Here is a 16,875-nt window from a genome sequence, read left to right on the forward strand (position 1 = left end):
ACATAGGCCCGTTCCGAATGCCTTCAGGATTTCGATAAGATTTTAGTGGCCGGCCTTTTTCGGCAACAGCAGCTCGTCGAGAATGACGCAACCGGCGCCGATGGTGATGAAACTGTCGGCGAGATTGAAGACCGCGAAGGACCAACTCTCGGTGTAGAAAAGAATGTAATCGATCACATGCCCATAGGCGAAGCGGTCGACGAGATTGCCGATCGCGCCTGCGATGATCAGCGCATAACCGAGATGAGCGAGCCAGCGATCCTTCGCCGTGCGGTACCATAGCCAGATGACGAAGGCGACGATGACGAGCCGCATACCGACGATGAACCAGCCATCCATGCCTGATAGCATCGAAAAGGCGACGCCGAGATTGTAGGTGCGGTAGAGCGCCAGCATCGGAATGACCGGCACGACCTCCTGTAGCGGCAGGTAGTGATCGACGGCGATCTTGACGACCTGGTCGATGAGAACGGCGACGACGATGAAGAAGAGGATCGGTGCCGGGCGCGAAAACAGCGCGGGGCGTGCAAGCGTCTGTTCGGTCATTTGCCCTCGGCAAGTGAGAGGAGATGGCGGCGCGCCTCGAAAAGCATGACGGCGGTGGCGACAGCGAGGTTCAAGGAATCGGCACGGCCCTGCTGCGGAATGCGGGCAAGCGCGTCGGCCTCCCTGGCCAGCTGCTCCGGCAAGCCGGATTGTTCGTTGCCCATCAACAGCACGACGGGTTTTTTCCGGTAGTCGATCGTCCGGTAATCGACTGCGCCGGCAAGATGCGTCGCGACGACGGAAACGCCGGCCGATTTCCGCCAGGCGATGAATTCCTCAGGCGTCGCCCGCGCGAGCGGAACGGCAAAGACCGAGCCCATGGTGGCCCGCACCGTTTCGAGCGAGAAGGGATCGGTCGTTTCTCCCAGAAGAATGATGCCGGAAGCCCCTGCCGCATCGGCCGTGCGGATGATGGTGCCGAGATTGCCGGGGTCGCGTACCCGGTCGAGCGCCACCCATGTCTCGCCCTCGCTCAGTCGAATACCTTTGAGCGGCGTCCAGCGCTGTTCGAAGATGCCGACGACCATCTGCGGATTGTCGCGGCGGGTGATCGAGGCGATCACCTTTTCGCTGACCTCGAGCACCAGCCCGCCCGAGGCGACGGTCTTTGCCGCCATCTGCTCGACCAGCGGCTTGCCCTTGGCGGCCTTGGCATAGACCAGCGTGCGGATCGCCCAGCCGAGTTCGATCGCATCGATGACGAGCTTCAGTCCTTCGGCCAGGAAAGTACCGCTTTCCTCGCGCGACTTCTTGTTCGTCAGCGCCTTGATGTCCTTGATGATCGGATTGGCGAGCGAGGTGACTTCCTTCACCTGTCCAACCCTGCGCGGTCCTTGATCGTGGAAGTCCTTGCTCATTTCGGCACCCAGCGGGAAAAGAGGGAGGTGGAAAGCGCGCGGCCCTGCGTCTTGCCGTCAGTGCCGGCTTCGCGAATCACCAGCTCGCCGGATTCGACCACACCGCCGGCGCCCCGCATCGTCTCGCGCATCAGCTCGTGGATCGAATAGAAGCTGGCGCGGATCGAATAGGCCGTCAGCACCAGGCCGACTGCTTTCGGCGACAGGATCTCGCGGCAGACATCGAGCATCAACGGTAGATGCTCGAAGAGATGCCAGACTTCGCCATTGGGACCGCGGCCGAATTTCGGCGGATCGGTGAGGATGATATCGTACTGGCTGCCGCGGCGTTCCTCGCGCAGGATGAATTTCATCGCATCCTCGCAGATCCAGCGGATCGGCAGCTTCTCCATGCGCCCGAGCGCCTGGTTTTCCCGCGCCCAGCCGATCGCCTTCTTCGAGGCGTCGACATGGGTGACCTCGGCGCCGGCTGCGGCGGCAACCAGCGAGGCGACGCCGGTATAACCGAAGAGGTTCAGCACTTTCAGCGGCCGGCCGGCCTTTTCGACCTGCTCTTTCATCCAGCTCCAGTGGACGATCTGTTCGGGGAAGACGCCGACATGGCGGAAGGAGGTGAAGCGGCCGAGGAAATCGACGCCGAGCAGGTTGAGCGGCCAGGTCTCGCCGAGCGCCTCCTTGGGGAAGCGCCAGCGGCCGGTGCCTTCCTCATCGGTGTCGCCGGTGAAGGCGGCATCGACCTTCTCCCAGATATGGGCGGGCAGAGAAGGCCGCCACAGCGCCTGGGCTTCCGGACGGATGATGCGATAGGGGCCGTATTGCTCGAGCTTTTCGCCGTTGCCGCTATCGATCAGATGGAAGTCGCCGGCCCCGAGCGATTCGAGGATGACGGGCACGCGCTCGGTCGGACGCTCGCCGCTGCGTGTCATCAGAGGACGCACGGCGGCGGCAGGCACGGCAGCCTCGCGCACCGCCTCACGGCTTGCCGCGGGCCGCGCGACCGGCTTCGGCGGCCGGCCTGCCCGATCGTCCCTGCGGCTTTCGCTGGAAGGACCTGATGTTTTCTTCTGGCCCGGCCGGCCTTCTCTCTGTTTCAACGTGCTCTTCCGCGTCTCTGTCGGGGTGTCTTATCGGCTTTGCGTCGGCTGCAGCCCCGCGCGTCTTTTGAAACGCGCAAAGCGCACTGCGGCACTTTGAATATGCAGTAGCCCAGAAAAGCGGGGCGGATCAACTGCGCCGCCGGCCAAGCCCGGGCAAGAGGAGAAGGTTTTCCCGGCGCGGCGCCTATTTCAAGCCCTCGGAGGCCTGTGTGCGAAGCCAGCTTTCCGCTGCGTAGAGGGCTGCGACATGCATCGACTGCATGATGACCGCGCCGGACTGCAGCTCGCCGAGGATGGCAGCAAGATCCGCAAACAGCAGCTCGACCTTCTCGCCGGGGTCGAAAGACGGTTCGCCGGCCCGGTTCAGGCCAAGCGCCAGCCAGCTCGTCACCATATTGCTGTGGCTGGCGGCATTCGGATAGGAGGTGAGCAGCTTGACGAAGGTCGAGGCTTCATAGCCGGTCTCTTCCCGGAGTTCGCGTTGGGCCGCCGCCATCGCCGCATCGCCGGTCTTGCTGTCGCCCGGTTCGAGGCTGCCGGCGACCAGACCGAGCACGATCTCGCCGCGGCCGTGCCGATATTCCCGTGTCAGCAGCACGCGCCCGTCAGGCATCACGGGGATGACGTTGATCCAGTCGGGATAGTCGAGCACATGGAAGGGCGCGACGACGATTCCATCGGCGGTGATGCAATCGTCACTCCGGACCCGGATCCAGCGATCCTCATAGGTGATGCGGCTTGCCGTCACGCTCCAGGGCTTCAGTTCGTCGTTCATCGGCCCATCCCTTATGTGTCAGATCGGAACCCGGCAGATAACATTCCGTACCGCCTTGGCAAAGCGCTTTCCCGCTGGGATAAGATGAGCGAATCGAAGATGGGGCCATCGAATGGATTTCACCGGCGAAGAACGCATCGCCGCACCGCGGGACGTCGTCTGGGCAGCACTCAACGATCCCGAGATCATGCGCGGCTGCATTCCGGGCTGCCAGAGCATCGAGCGGCTGTCGCCTGATGTCTTCGAGGCGACGATCAAGGTCAGGTTCAGCCTGCTGTCTGCCACCTTCCACGGGCTGCTGACGCTTTCCAATATCGACGCACCGAAGAGTTACACGCTGTCGGCCGAAGGCAAGGGCGGTCTTGCCGGCTTCGCCAGGGGCAGCGCCGATATCGTGCTTGAGGAAAGGGGCGCCGAGACCATCCTGCACTACCGCTCGAAGGCCGAACTCGGCGGCAGGCTCGCCCAGCTCGGCGCCCGCCTGCTCGATTCGACCTCGCAGAAGCTCGCCGAAGGGTTCTTTTCGGATTTCAATGCCGCGGTCGTCGCGAAGATGGCGGCGGGTTAGGCTTGGCGCGGGCCGAGGGTTTGTTTAAATCGACGTCATGACGTGGACCATCAGGCCGCCGCGGGCGGAAGACCAGGAAATGCTCGCGGAGATTTATCTTTCCGTGCGCCGCGAAACATTCGTCTGGGTCGATCCAGGCAAATTCCATCGCGAGGATTTCGCCGCCCATACCAATGGCGAGACGGTCTTCGTCTGCGCGCATGAAAGCGGCAGCGTCGCCGGCTTTCTGTCGCTCTGGCCGGAGGACGATTTCATCCACATGCTCTACCTAAAACCGGAATTCCAGGGTCAGGGTGCAGGCACGGCACTGCTGCACGCCCTGCCGGAATGGCCGCAACACCGATACCGGCTGAAATGCCTGGTGAAGAACCGGCGGGCAAAGGCGTTTTATCTCGCCCACGGCTTCCAGGTGACCGGCAACGGCGCCTCGCCGGAGGGCGACTATGAGGAACTGAGCTTTTTTCCGGTTTGACGGGCCGCCGAAATACCCAGCCAGTCGAACATGGACCAGTTTTACCGCGCCGGCAACTGCCCGGCGATTTCCTCGGCGCGGTTCTTGTGGCGATCGGCCTCACCCTGCCAGCGGATGGCTTCCTTGGCCTCGGTGCGGGCGCGCTTGCGGTGTTTGCCCTGGCTGAACCAGGTGGCGGCCGCGCCGATCAGCATGCCTGATATCAGCGCTATGATCAGGAAGACGAAGAAGGGCGCAGACACCGCAAGCACCTGATCATCAGGCCGAAACGGATTGAAGGCGAGCGTGACGCTCTGCCGGTTGGCGACGCAGAAGACGATGAGGATGACGCCGAGCGGCAGCAAAATCAACAGGTTGACGATCTTCTTGGCCATTTGAGTTCTCCACGCGGCAGATTGCGCCGGTCTTTTTGAAGGGCGCGTTTCATGCTTGAAGCGCCGCGCGTCTTTGTAAGACGCGGAAAGCACGATGCGTTACCAGAATAGGAAAACGGCCCTCGAGTTCAAGTGCGGTTTCGCCGCAGGCAGCGACAGCTCAATCCTCTTCGTCGGCCTGGCCGGGATTAAGCCGCTCGCGCAGCTCCTTGCCGGTCTTGAAGAAGGGAACCCACTTCTCCTCGACGAAGACGGTATCACCGGTCCGCGGGTTGCGGCCGGAGCGCGAAGGGCGGTTCTTGACCGAAAAGGCTCCAAAGCCGCGCAATTCGACTCGGTTACCCGCAGCCAGTGCATCCGTGATCTCGTCGAGAACCGCGTTGACGATATTCTCGACGTCGCGATGATAGAGATGCGGGTTGCGTGCCGCAACAATCTGCACCAATTCGGACTTGATCACTTTCGCCCCCTTAAATTATTGATTTCTTATCAATCGTGGCCAACCTGCCAAACTGAAAGCAGCCCGTCAAGAAGCAACTTTGGGGGCAGGATTCCATTGATATCCTGGGTTTTCATGAGATCATCATAACCGAAGATCGTAATCAACCGGGAAACAGCCCCAGCGAGCAAAAAGGGCGTATTGCTCTTCTTGTCCCAGTCGACCATCGGCAGATCGCTGTCGACGCCGCGCGATGTCAGATAGGCGCGAATCTCGGCCTCGCCGCCGATCGCATCGACGAGTTTCACCTTCAGCGCCTGGCGGCCGGTATAGATCGTGCCGTCGGCCAGTTTCAGCACCTCGTCGCGCGGCAGCTTGCGCCGGTCGGCGACCAGGTCGACGAACCAGTTATAGCTGTCGACCACCATGTTGCGGATCATCGCCTTGGCGTCTTCGCTCGCCTCGTGGAAGGGCGAGGGCTCGGCCTTCAGCGGCGAGGACTTGATCTCCTGCAGCGAGACGCCGATCTTGTCGAGCAGCGGCTGGATCTGCGGATACTGGAAGATGACGCCGATCGAACCGGTGATCGAGCTGTCGCCGGCAATGATCGTATCGCCGGCGGTGGCGATCATGTAGCCGGCGGAGGCGGCAAGCGTGCGCACGTCGGAGACGACAGGCTTCTTGGCTGATATCGCACGGATCGCCTTGAAGATTTTTTCGCCGCCATAGGTCGTGCCGCCGGGCGAGGAGATCGAAATCACCGCTGCCTTCACCTGGTCGCTGGTCTCGACCTTCTTCAGCCGCTCCAGAAGCTCGTCGTCGTCGACGATCAGCCCGGATATCGTCACATGGGCGATATGCGGGCGCTGCGTCCCGGCATCGCCGAGGGCGAAGCGGTAGAAGGCGAAACCCAGTGCCACGATGAGGGCCACCGCGATGAGGCGCCAGAAGCCCAGCTTGCGGCGCAGTCGCCGGCGATCCGCGATGATCGAACTGTCCATAGAAACCTCCAGCGCTGGCACCGGCTTCGGCATGCCGCCGATCGATCCGGTAAAATAGGGTGGCAGCGGCCCGTACGAATGCCACTTTTCAATGTTTTTCCGTTTTGTTGCTTGTTGCAGAAAAAATTCCATATTGGCAAGCCAATGTAATAATGCGAAACGAACTGTGATTGGCGGCCGGCTTTGTTATGAAGGCGCGGCGATCACCGCACATGGACGAGGCCTATGCTCGATACCCTGAAGAACAACGGACATGCCGCCTATTCAGGGTCCGGCAGGAATGCCTATGGCGATGCGTTGTTCCATTCCGCCCGCGTGCGGCGGTTGAAGATATTGCTGCCGGTGGCGGCCCTCATCGTCGCAGCGAGCCTTACCGCGGTGGCGTTGGTCAGCATCTATCTGCCCGAGAATATCAAGATGGAAGGCGCCAAGATCGAGAACGGCAAGGTCGTGATGGAAAAGCCGGCGATATCAGGTCGCAATTCCGACGGCATCAATTATTCGATGCTGGCCGAAAGGGCGCTGCAGGATATCCGCAATCCCGATCTCATCACGCTTGAGACCATCAAGGCCGCCGTGCCGATGAATGACGGCCTGATCGCCCGCGTCGTCGCCTCGACCGCCGATTACAACCGCGCCACCGACAACCTGCATATGACGGCCCCCTTCACCCTGGTGCTGAGCAGCGGCCTCAATGCGAATTTCCAGTCCGCGCAGCTCGACATCAAGGGCGGAAACATGCGGAGCGACGACCCCGTCACCATCACCAAGGACAATGCCTCCATTGTTGCGAAGACGCTTCAGATAACCGATAAGGGGCGGGTGATCACATTCGAGGGGAATGTTCGCATGAATGTCGATCCATCCGCCATCCATAAACAGGGCACTTAACCAGCCGGGTCATCCATGACAAAAGATTGTCGCATTTCCACTTGCAAGACAGGCATGGCATTCATTGCCGGCGCATTTGCCCTTATTCTGACGGCCACGGGCGCCGGCGCGCAGGCGACGGCGACGATGCCGGGCATGAAGCTGTCTAACGACCAGCCGATCCAGATCGAAAGCGACAAGCTGGAGATCCACGACCAGGAACACACCGCGCTCTTCACCGGCAACGTCAAGGTCGTCCAGGGGACGACGACGATGCAGTCCGGCAAGATGACCGTCTATTACAAGGACAAGGCGGCAAAGCCGGCCGCTGACGGCGCGCAGCCCGCAGCACAGCCGCAGCAGTCGGCCTCGCTTGCATCGGGAAGTGCCGATATCGACAAGATCCTGGTGACGGACAAGGTCTTCCTGACCTCGGGCACACAGACGGCGACCGCCGATGACGGCAATTTCGACATGGCCTCGCAGACATTCATCCTCACGGCGGATCAGGGGAATAAAGTTATTCTGTCGGACGGGCCGAACGTTTTTACCGGCTGCAAATTGACGGTTCACATGCAGACCGGTCAGGCGCAGCTTGAAAGCTGCGGCGGGCGTGTCCAGATTCAGCTCGATCCGAAATCGCAGCCGAATGCGCAGCAGCAGAAGCAGAACTGAGAAGCCGGCCTCCCACGTGAAATTATCATCGCTATCCACCATGTTCGGCAAGCCCGGGCCACAAGCTGCGGGCGCCGCCGACAAGAGTCGCTATCAGGGAACGCTGATCGCACGGGGTCTGACGAAGACCTATGCGACGCGGCGCGTCGTCAACGGCGTCTCGCTGGTGGTGCGCCGTGGCGAGGCCGTCGGCCTGCTCGGCCCGAACGGCGCCGGCAAGACCACCTGTTTTTACATGATCACCGGCCTGGTGCCGGTCGATGAGGGCACGATCGAGATCGACGGCAACGATGTCACGACCATGCCGATGTACCGCCGCTCGCGCCTCGGCGTCGGTTACCTGCCGCAGGAAGCTTCGATCTTCCGCGGCCTGACGGTGGAAGAGAATATCCGCGCCGTCCTCGAAGTGCATGTGAAGGACAAGGCCGAACGCGAGCAGAAGCTGAACGAGCTGCTGGAGGAATTCCATATACAGAAGCTGCGCAAGAGCGCTGCCGTCGCCCTGTCCGGCGGTGAGCGCCGCCGCCTTGAAATCGCGCGTGCGCTTGCGACCGATCCGACCTTCATGCTGCTCGACGAACCCTTTGCCGGCGTCGACCCGATCTCGGTCGCCGACATCCAGAATCTCGTTCACCACCTGACGGCGCGCGGCATCGGCGTTCTCATCACCGACCACAATGTGCGCGAGACGCTGGGTCTGATCGACCGCGCCTACATCATCCATGCCGGTGAGGTGCTGACCCATGGCCGGGCGAACGACATCGTCAACAATCCGGAAGTGCGCCGGCTCTACCTCGGCGACAATTTCAGCCTCTGACGCCGGATCCGGATGATTTTAGGCGGGATCGGCAGAAATTCACCGTGCCGTCATAGTTCCGCTTGACCAAATACAATAAAAAAGCAATTTTTGGGCCAACTTGGATTTCCGTGGCCTGAAGCCTTGATCGGACGCGGTTTCCCGGAGGAATCGAGGGGAGTTTCGCGTCCGTCATGGCACTGTCCGCCAATCTTTTCCTGCGCCAGACCCAGTCCCTGGTGATGACACCGCAACTGATGCAATCCATCCAGTTGCTGCAGATGACTCATTTCGAACTCAACCAGTTCATCGCCCTGGAAGTGGAGAAGAACCCGCTGCTGGAATTTCCGTCGAATGACGGCGAGGCGGGCGGCGAACGCGGCGATGCCGAAGATGGAGAGTATGCTCATCAGCCGGAGGATGCCGGCTCGGACGATGGCTACGACAACCGCACCGAGGCGCTCTCCAGCGACTGGTATGACAATGGCGGCAGCGCCAGCACAAGCCGGCTGAACGACGAACTCGACGCCAATTACACCAATGTCTTTCCTGATGACGGTGCCCCGCAGCGCCTCGATGCGCCGGAACTCGTCAGCCAGTGGAAGTCGATGCCGGGCAGCGGTGAGGGCGCCGACTACGATCTCGACGATTTCGTGGCCGGTCAGGTGTCGCTGCGCGATCATCTCGCCCAGCAGATCCCCTTCGTCTTGCCTGACATGGCCGACCGGCTGATCGCGCAGAATTTCGTCGACCAGCTCGACGACTGCGGTTATCTGCAGGCCGATATCGTCGAGGCGGGCGAGAGGCTGGGCACGAGCCTCGCACAGGCCGAGCGTGTGCTTGCCACCCTCCAGAGCCTTGATCCGCCAGGTGTTTTCGCCCGCAGCCTCGCCGAATGCCTGGCGATCCAGCTCAGGCAGAAGGACCGATACGACCCGGCCATGCAGGCCCTGGTCGAAAACCTCGAACTGCTGGCCCGGCGCGATTTCGCCACCTTGAAGCGGCTCTGCGGCGTCGACGAGGAAGATCTTCTCGACATGCTCGGCGAGATCCGCCAGCTCAATCCGAAGCCCGGCAGCGGCTTCGAAGCGGGCGTTTCCGAAGCGATCACGCCGGATGTAGTCGTCAGGCCCGCCTCGGACGGCAGCTGGCTGGTCGAGCTCAATCCGGATACGCTGCCGCGCGTGCTGGTCAACCAGTCCTATTTTTCCCGTGTGACGAAGAACGGCGAGGACCACGCCTTCCTCTCCGATTGCCTGCAGAGCGCCAACTGGCTGACCCGCAGCCTCGACCAGCGGGCAAAAACCATCATGAAGGTGGCAAGCGAAATCGTCCGCCAGCAGGATGCCTTCCTGCTGCACGGCGTCGATCACCTGCGCCCGCTGAACCTGAAAACGGTCGCCGAGGCGATCAAGATGCATGAATCCACCGTCAGCCGCGTCACGTCGAACAAATATATGCTGACGCCGCGCGGCCTCTTCGAACTCAAATATTTCTTCACCGTCTCGATCAGCGCCGTTGCCGGCGGCGACAGCCACTCGGCCGAGGCCGTGCGTCACAAGATCCGCGCGCTGATCCTGCAGGAGAGCCCGGAGGCGGTGCTTTCCGATGACGATATCGTCGACATGCTGAAGAAGGGCGGCGTCGATCTCGCCCGCCGCACCGTTGCGAAATACAGGGAGGCAATGAACATCGCCTCTTCGGTCCAGCGCCGCCGCGAGAAGCGGGCGCTCGCCAAGGTCGCGGGCTTCTGACGCAGCAATGCTTCGACCTCGATCGAAGCATCCGGCCCGCAAATCCCGCTATTCCTCTCCAGCGCCCTGCGTCTTTCCTGACGCGCAACGGCGCCGCAACCCTTTGAATTGTCTTCAACGAAAATCGAAATACCGACCATGACGGCGCAAAATTCCAACCTTGCCAGGGAGCTTTTCCTGCTGCTGGTGCTGGCGACCCTTTGGGGTTCCTCCTATAGCTTCATCAAGATCGGCGTCGAGACGATCCCGCCGATAACGTTGATCGCCGCCCGCACGCTGATTGCCGGTGGCATTCTGCTGGCCGTCCTGCGCCACCGGCGTGTCCGTCTGCCGCGCGATCGTGCCACCTGGCAGCGGTTTTTCGTTCAGGCCTGTCTGAACAGCGTCGTTCCCTTCACGCTGATCGCCTGGGCGGAACAGTCCGTCGATGCTGGATTGGCGGTGATCCTGAATTCGGCAACGCCGATCTTCACCTTCCTGCTGGCCGTGCTGATCACCCGCCATGAGCAGGTGACGCTGCGAAGGCTTTTCGGCGTCATGGCCGGGCTTGCCGGAATCTGCCTCGTCATCGGCGTCGAAGCGCTCAGTGGTCTCGGTGAAAACCTGATTGCGCAGCTTGCCATCATCCTGGCGACCATCTGCTATGCAGGTGCCGCGATTTTCAGCAAGAACTTCAAGGGGCTCGATCCCGCAGTGCCGGCGGCCGGCTCGCTGATCTCGGGCGCGGTCATTCTCTTGCCGATGAGTCTCGTCGTCGATCGGCCGTGGGAGCTCGATCCTTCGGCGGCATCGATGCTGGCGCTGCTGGCCCTCTCCGCCTTTTCGACGGCGCTCGCTTTTGTGATCTATTTCCGTCTCGTCCAGACGCTGGGCTCGGTCGGGACCACCGCGCAAGCCTATCTCAGAGTGCCGATCGGCGTTGTGATCGGCATCGTCTTCCTCGGCGAAAGGCTGAGCTCGACGGCCTGGATCGGACTCGTCTGCGTCATCGCAGGTGTCGCCGCCATGACGATCCCCGCAAGGACGGGCGCAACGCAAGCGCGAAATGCGTAAAGTGGATCGGGTGGGGATCGGCGGCATGCCTTGCCCAGCAAGGTGTCCGGCACACGCTGCCCGAGTGCCGCTTGTGGTGATTCGTCGCCCTATTGACTTTTCGGTAACCTATGGCTAGAAGCCCGCCGCAATCGATGCCGTGGACGGCATCTGGAGTTATCCCCAGCATCAGAAGGGCACCAAGGACCCGCAGGCCTAAGCCGATCTTGCTTGAGATTGTGCGAAGTGCTTGGATGAACCTGAGGCTTGGCGTAAACTGATACCCGCAAACGACCATAAGAAGGGAAACTCCATGAGTGTGCGTGTATCCGGGAAACATATGGAAATTGGTGAATCCTTCCGTCAAAAGATCGAGGACCAAATTGGTATGGCCATCACGAAATACTTCGACGGGGGATATTCCGGCCAGGTGACCGTGGAAAAGGCGAGTTCTCGTTACTCGGCGGATTGCAAGCTGCATCTCGACAGCGGCGTGGTGCTGCATGCGGCCGGCGAGGCGACCGACCCGCAGTTGGCTTTCGACGCCGCCTCCCAGCGGATCGAAAAACGGCTGCGGCGTTACAAGCGCAAGCTGAAGGACCATCACGCCGGAAACCATCTGAATGGTTTTGCAGAGGTCTCCTACACGGTTATGGATTCCGTTCCTGATCACGATGATGAAATCGCCGACGATTTCGCTCCGGCGATCGTCGCAGAAAGCACGAAGCAGCTGAAGACCATGTCGGTCGCCACCGCAGTGATGGCGCTCGACATGACCGACGAGCCGCTTCTCCTGTTCCGCAGCCCCGGCAAGGAACATCTGAACATCGTTTACCGTCGGCACGACGGAAATATTGGCTGGATCGATTCAGCCAGTATCAAAGGCTGAGATCAGGGTGGTGAGCGGCGGTATTGCCGCCGCTCCTTGCATTTGATCCCGGCGACAGAAGGAAAAAGAAATGGCATTGGCAGATTTGCTCCATCAGGATGCGATCATTCCCGCCCTCAGAGTAAATTCCAAGAAACAGTTGCTTCAGGAATTGGCTGCAAGAGCCTCCAGGATCACCGGGCTTTCCGAACGGGAGATCTTCGACGTCATCCTGCAGCGCGAACGCCTGGGCTCGACCGGAGTCGGCAACGGCATCGCCATTCCCCACGGCAAGCTGGGAAACATCCATTCGATCGTCGGCATCTTCGCCCGGCTGGAGCAGCCGGTCGATTTCGAGGCGCTGGACGACCAGCCTGTCGATCTCGTGTTCCTGCTGCTTGCGCCGGAGGGCGCCGGCGCTGATCATCTCAAGGCTCTGTCGCGTATCGCCCGCGTGCTGCGCGATCACGATCTGGTCGCCAAGCTGCGCGCCACCGATTCCGCCTCGGCGATCTACGCCTTCCTCAATGAAGAGCAGACGTCGAACGCTGCCTGAGCATGTCGTGCGATAACGCATCGGTTCTCGAATACAAAAAGGCGCCTGATCTCTCAGGCGCCTTTCGCATTATGATGCGCTGAACGATCAAGACTCTTGCCAGCTCTCCTATATCCTGTCTGCGACTTCCTCGCTCAAGGGGATCGATGGTTGCGCCCCGGCCTTGAGGCAGGCGAGCGAGCCGGCGACTGCCGCACGGCGCAGCGCCGAGACAAAATCGAGACCGTCGTCGAGGCTGGCGGCGAAATAGCCGCAGAAAGTGTCTCCCGCGCCGACCGTATCGACAGGTTCGATCTTGAGACCCTGCGCCCTTGAAATCGCCCCGTCGCGAATGGCGATGACCCCGTCGGCGCCGAGCGTCACGATCAGCGTCTGGCCCGTCTCCGCATGCAGACGCGCAAGGGCTGCCTCGCGCGCTTGCGCGTCCATGCCCTCCTGCCCGGCGAGCCGCTCGAACTCGGTCTCGTTGGCAATGACGATATCGGCGAGCCGGCCGAGACGCGGCGCATCGGGGATCAGCGGCGCAAGGTTGAGGATGCTGGTGACGCCCTTGGCGCGGGCCGCCGACAGCGCGCCTTCGACGGCGGCAGCCGGCACTTCCAGCTGCAGCATCAGGATATCGCCTTCGTCCATGCGGCCGATCGCCGTCTCGGCATCGGCAGGCGTGACCTGGCCATTGGCGCCGGGAACGACGGCAATCATGTTCTCGCCGTCGCCGCCGACAAGGATCAGCGCCGTGCCTGTGGGACCGTCGACATGTTTGATCAGAGAAAGGTCGGTACCTGCATCATCGAGCAGTGCCAGCGCCTCCGCAGCGAAAGCATCCTTGCCGACGGCGCCGGCCATGTGCACGTAGCGGCCGGCGCGGCGCGCTGCCAGCGCCTGGTTGGCGCCCTTGCCGCCGGCGGCCGTAGCAAAGCCGTTGCCGGCCACCGTCTCGCCGGGCTTCGGCAGGCGCTCGGTCGTGGCGATAAGATCCATGTTGATGGACCCGAAAACTGTGATCATGAATGTGTCCCGTCTTCTAGAGCATGATGCCGAAAAGTGTGAGCGGTTTTCGGACGACATCATGCTCTAACTATATAATGTAGAACAGGATTCAGATTTTAGGCCGACCCGGCCTAAAGTCATCCTGTTCTAGAGCCCGCAAATGAAATCATGCTCCTGCTGTTCATGTGGGCGCGACACTGCCCGAAGCGGTCACTCCTCGTCAACCACCCGGAGCTTCAGAAGACCGGTGCGGCTTTCGACCGATTTGGCAGGGGGTTCGCTGTCGCGGGCGGGCTTGGGATCGCCGCCGCCTGTCTCGAATTCCAGCGCTTCGATCTTGGCGCCGCGCCTGGTGAGCTTGTCGGCTGACGTGACCACCATGTCGATGTCCTTCTGCGCCATGGCGAAATGGCCCTGCAGCTTGCGCACCCGCTCATCGAGGCGGCTGAGGTCGTCCATCAGGATCGCCACTTCGCCCTGGATCAGATGCGCCTGCGCCCGCATGCGCTGGTCCTTGAGCACGGCCTGGATGACCTGGATCGACAGCATCAGCAGCGATGGCGAGACGATGACGATGCGCGCGCGGTGGGCCTTCTGCACCACCGGCTCGAAGTGCTCGTGGATCTCGGCGAAGATCGATTCGGACGGCACGAAGAGAAAGGCCGTATCCTGGGTTTCGCCCTGGATCAGATATTTCTCGGAAATGTCCCTTATATGGACCTCCATGTCGCGGCGGAACTGCTGGCCGGCGATCTTGCCGGCTTCGGGGCTGCCGGCGTCGCGGATCGCGTTCCAGGCTTCGAGTGGAAATTTCGCGTCGATCACCAGCGGCGGCGCGCCGTTCGGCATGCGGATCGTGCAGTCGGGCCGCGACCCGTTGGACAGCGTCTGCTGGAAGGCGTAGGCGCCCATCGGCAGACCGTCGGCGACGATCGTTTCCATTCTGGACTGGCCGAAGGCGCCGCGCGTCTGCTTGTTGGACAGAATGGCCTGCAGCCCGACGACATCCTTGGCGAGCGTCTGGATATTGTTCTGCGCGGCATCGATGACCGCCAGCCGCTCCTGCAGCCGCTGCAGGTTCTCATGCGTCGATTTCGTCTGCTCGGTGATCGTCGAGCTGACGCGCTGCGACATGCCGTCGAGGCGCTGGCTGATCGTCTGGTTGAGTTCGCTCTGCCGCGCGCCGAAGACTTCGGTCATGACAGCGATGCGGCCCTGCATCTCCGACTGGATCTTCAAAAGCTCGGCCATCCGCGCTTCGTTTTCCTCAGCACGAAAGCTCGCTTCCTCGGCCTGCTCGCGGCGAAGGCTGGCGCCGCGCAGCAGAAGCAAGATCACCAGCAGGGCGAGGGCGGCGAGAACGCCGCCGATAAGCGCCAGCATGGCCGGGCTGATCGAGGCAAGGGCAAGGGCGAGCGATTCGGAATGGATGGTCATGTCGCAAGCATAACAGAAGAAATGGTGATATATAGATCAAAACGTGAACGGAATGAGCCGCCCTCACTATCTTTCCAAGCTATCGCTCTTCCTCGCTCGGGGAGAAGAAATCGTCGTCTGATTTAACGATTGCTCAACCATATTGGCCAAAACCTGCGGCGCAGAAATTCCTTCCCGCGCGCGTCGCGCCAAGTACAGAGATCTCCATGACCGCCCAGCAGACCGACAGTGCCCTCAGGCAGCGCCTCGATTTCATCGAACTGGATGAGGCAGCGCGCAAGTCGATGCGGGATCTGCGTCCTGTCATATCGGAGCTGATCGGCGGCGCCCTCGACAAATTCTACGCCAAGATCGCCAAGACCCCGGCTGTCGCAGGCTTCTTCGCCGATAAGAACCATGTCGGCCATGCCAAGAAGCGCCAGCAGGACCATTGGGCCAATCTCGCCGGCGGCGCGTTCGACGAGAGCTATGTCAACGGCGTGACCGCGGTCGGCCGGACGCACGCCCGCATCGGGCTGGAGCCGCGCTGGTATATTGGCGGCTACGCCATCGTCATGTCCGAACTCGTCAAGGGCATCATGGAGAAGCAGTGGCCGTCGATCTTCGCGCGCCGAGAGGGCAAGGCATTGGCAGAGAAGCTGTCGGCGGTCATCAAATCAGGCATGCTCGACATGGATTATTCCATCTCGGTCTATCTTGAGACGCTCGAAGCCAAGCGCCGCGCTTTGGAAGAGCAGCGCGCTGAGGCCGAATCCGATCAGGCGATCGCGCTGGAGCAGCTGCGCCGCGGTCTGGAAGCGCTGTCGAACGGCGATCTCGAAGCCACCCTGCCCTCCGACCTGCCGGGCAATTTCCGGCAGATGGCCGAGGACTACAACCGCGCCGTCAGGGCGCTAAGCCAGTCCTTCGCCTCCGTGCGCGAGACTTCTGGCCATATCATGAGCGGCGCCGACGTCATTTCCAACGCAACCAACGATCTGGCGCTGCGCACTGCCCAGCAGGCGGCAGGCGTCGAGGAGAGCTCGGCCGCCCTGCAGCAGCTGTCCGTCAGCGTCGGCCAGACGGCCGCCAATGCCGAGAAGGCTTCGGACGCTGTGCGCGAGACGCAAGAGAAGGCGAAGAACTCCGGCGAACTTGTCACCAGCGCCGTCTCGGCGATGGCCGGCATCGAGAAATCCTCGACCGGGATCTCCAAGATCATCGGCGTCATCGATGAGATCGCCTTCCAGACCAATCTGCTGGCGCTGAACGCCGGCGTCGAGGCGGCGCGTGCCGGTGATGCCGGCAAGGGTTTTGCCGTCGTTGCTCAGGAGGTCCGCCAGCTCGCCCAGCGCACCGCGGAAGCGGCCAAGGAGATCAAGAACTTGATCTCGCAGAGCTCGACACAGGTCAATCAGGGCGTCAGCATCGTCTCAAGCACCGGTGAGGCGCTGAACGACATGATCAGCCGCATCGACATCATCAACCGTTTTGTCGCCGATATCGCCGCCGCCGCCCGCGATCAGGCGACCGGTGTCAACGAAGTCAGCATCGCCGTCCGCAACATGGGTGCGATCACCCAGCAGAATTCGGACATGGTCGAGCACTCCTCGGCGGAAACCCGCCGCCTCAAGGACGAGGTGGAGACCCTGATCGAGCTGCTGCGGCGCTTCAGCGCTCGGCCGGAAGGCCGTCCAGCCCGCGCGGCCAGCCGGGCTGCCTAAGGCGAATATGGCGAAATTCCAGGGGGGGATGCAAAAAAGCGTATTCCCCGCCTGCCGGATAATTC

19 protein-coding genes are annotated in these 16,875 nt (G+C 61.7%); 10 read left to right on the forward strand and 9 right to left on the reverse strand.

Going from position 1 to position 16,875, the window contains the following annotated elements:
* Positions 1–42 precede the first annotated feature (42 nt).
* The 4 genes from lspA to A6U98_RS05640 form a co-directional block, all read right to left on the reverse strand.
* Positions 43–546, reverse strand: coding sequence for a signal peptidase II (gene lspA / locus A6U98_RS05625; protein ID WP_064648451.1), 504 nt, complete (start codon positions 544–546; stop codon positions 43–45).
* Positions 543–1,403, reverse strand: a complete 861-nt coding sequence (locus A6U98_RS05630; protein WP_064648453.1) for an RNA methyltransferase — start codon at positions 1,401–1,403, stop codon at positions 543–545. The genes lspA and A6U98_RS05630 overlap by 4 nt, the downstream gene beginning before the upstream one ends.
* Positions 1,400–2,497, reverse strand: a complete 1,098-nt coding sequence (locus A6U98_RS05635) for a class I SAM-dependent methyltransferase (protein ID WP_064648455.1) — start codon at positions 2,495–2,497, stop codon at positions 1,400–1,402. The genes A6U98_RS05630 and A6U98_RS05635 overlap by 4 nt, the downstream gene beginning before the upstream one ends.
* Before the next feature lie 187 nt (positions 2,498–2,684).
* A complete protein-coding gene (locus A6U98_RS05640) occupies positions 2,685–3,275 on the reverse strand; it encodes an NUDIX hydrolase (protein ID WP_064648458.1) in 591 nt (196 codons plus the stop codon).
* A gap of 112 nt (positions 3,276–3,387) precedes the next feature.
* Between A6U98_RS05640 and A6U98_RS05645 the strand changes: the two genes are divergently transcribed.
* Together A6U98_RS05645 and A6U98_RS05650 are read left to right on the forward strand one after the other, a co-directional pair.
* Positions 3,388–3,843, forward strand: coding sequence for a carbon monoxide dehydrogenase subunit G (locus A6U98_RS05645; protein ID WP_064648466.1), 456 nt, complete (start codon positions 3,388–3,390; stop codon positions 3,841–3,843).
* A 37-nt stretch (positions 3,844–3,880) separates the two neighbouring features.
* Positions 3,881–4,315 carry a GNAT family N-acetyltransferase gene (locus tag A6U98_RS05650; RefSeq protein WP_064648467.1) on the forward strand — a complete coding sequence of 145 codons (435 nt, stop codon included), beginning with the start codon at positions 3,881–3,883 and terminating at the stop codon, positions 4,313–4,315.
* 41 nt (positions 4,316–4,356) lie between these two features.
* Here A6U98_RS05650 and A6U98_RS05655 read toward each other — a convergent pair whose 3' ends face one another.
* The 3 genes from A6U98_RS05655 to sppA form a co-directional block, all read right to left on the reverse strand.
* Positions 4,357–4,689 (reverse strand): LapA family protein, encoded by a 333-nt coding sequence (locus tag A6U98_RS05655; RefSeq protein WP_064648468.1) that lies wholly within the window; start codon positions 4,687–4,689, stop codon positions 4,357–4,359.
* Positions 4,690–4,849: 160 nt separating this feature from the next.
* Positions 4,850–5,149: an integration host factor subunit beta gene (locus A6U98_RS05660; RefSeq protein WP_003544934.1), complete on the reverse strand. Its 300-nt coding sequence runs from the start codon at positions 5,147–5,149 to the stop codon at positions 4,850–4,852.
* A 29-nt stretch (positions 5,150–5,178) separates the two neighbouring features.
* Positions 5,179–6,129, reverse strand: coding sequence for a signal peptide peptidase SppA (gene sppA / locus A6U98_RS05665; RefSeq protein WP_064648705.1), 951 nt, complete (start codon positions 6,127–6,129; stop codon positions 5,179–5,181).
* Between the two features lie 225 nt (positions 6,130–6,354).
* Here sppA and lptC point away from each other — a divergent pair, with 225 nt between their 5' ends.
* From lptC to ptsN, 7 genes are all read left to right on the forward strand, one after another.
* Complete coding sequence (lptC, locus tag A6U98_RS05670) at positions 6,355–7,020, forward strand: LPS export ABC transporter periplasmic protein LptC (RefSeq protein WP_064648469.1); 666 nt, start codon at positions 6,355–6,357, stop codon at positions 7,018–7,020.
* 15 nt (positions 7,021–7,035) lie between these two features.
* Complete coding sequence (locus A6U98_RS05675; protein WP_064648471.1) at positions 7,036–7,674, forward strand: LptA/OstA family protein; 639 nt, start codon at positions 7,036–7,038, stop codon at positions 7,672–7,674.
* 40 nt (positions 7,675–7,714) lie between these two features.
* The gene (lptB, locus tag A6U98_RS05680) at positions 7,715–8,491 is read left to right on the forward strand and encodes an LPS export ABC transporter ATP-binding protein (protein ID WP_003556077.1); all 777 of its coding nucleotides are present in this window, start codon (positions 7,715–7,717) and stop codon (positions 8,489–8,491) included.
* Between the two features lie 173 nt (positions 8,492–8,664).
* On the forward strand, positions 8,665–10,224 hold the full coding sequence (gene rpoN / locus A6U98_RS05685) for an RNA polymerase factor sigma-54 (protein ID WP_064648472.1): 1,560 nt from the start codon (positions 8,665–8,667) through the stop codon (positions 10,222–10,224).
* A 138-nt stretch (positions 10,225–10,362) separates the two neighbouring features.
* Positions 10,363–11,277, forward strand: a complete 915-nt coding sequence (locus A6U98_RS05690; RefSeq protein WP_245304485.1) for an EamA family transporter — start codon at positions 10,363–10,365, stop codon at positions 11,275–11,277.
* A gap of 292 nt (positions 11,278–11,569) precedes the next feature.
* Entirely contained in the window at positions 11,570–12,145 is a 576-nt protein-coding gene (raiA, locus tag A6U98_RS05695) for a ribosome-associated translation inhibitor RaiA (protein WP_017958734.1), read from the forward strand.
* 70 nt (positions 12,146–12,215) lie between these two features.
* Positions 12,216–12,680: a PTS IIA-like nitrogen regulatory protein PtsN gene (gene ptsN / locus A6U98_RS05700; RefSeq protein WP_017995882.1), complete on the forward strand. Its 465-nt coding sequence runs from the start codon at positions 12,216–12,218 to the stop codon at positions 12,678–12,680.
* A gap of 108 nt (positions 12,681–12,788) precedes the next feature.
* Here ptsN and A6U98_RS05705 read toward each other — a convergent pair whose 3' ends face one another.
* Both A6U98_RS05705 and A6U98_RS05710 read right to left on the reverse strand, forming a co-directional pair.
* The gene (locus tag A6U98_RS05705; protein ID WP_064648473.1) at positions 12,789–13,688 is read right to left on the reverse strand and encodes a ribokinase; all 900 of its coding nucleotides are present in this window, start codon (positions 13,686–13,688) and stop codon (positions 12,789–12,791) included.
* 192 nt (positions 13,689–13,880) lie between these two features.
* Positions 13,881–15,107 carry a DNA recombination protein RmuC gene (locus A6U98_RS05710; RefSeq protein WP_064648474.1) on the reverse strand — a complete coding sequence of 409 codons (1,227 nt, stop codon included), beginning with the start codon at positions 15,105–15,107 and terminating at the stop codon, positions 13,881–13,883.
* A gap of 206 nt (positions 15,108–15,313) precedes the next feature.
* Here A6U98_RS05710 and A6U98_RS05715 point away from each other — a divergent pair, with 206 nt between their 5' ends.
* Complete coding sequence (locus A6U98_RS05715) at positions 15,314–16,810, forward strand: globin-coupled sensor protein (RefSeq protein WP_064648476.1); 1,497 nt, start codon at positions 15,314–15,316, stop codon at positions 16,808–16,810.
* The last annotated feature ends 65 nt before the right edge of the window (positions 16,811–16,875 follow it).

It is taken from the genome of Rhizobium sp. WYCCWR10014, assembly GCF_001657485.1.
Classification (GTDB): domain Bacteria; phylum Pseudomonadota; class Alphaproteobacteria; order Rhizobiales; family Rhizobiaceae; genus Rhizobium.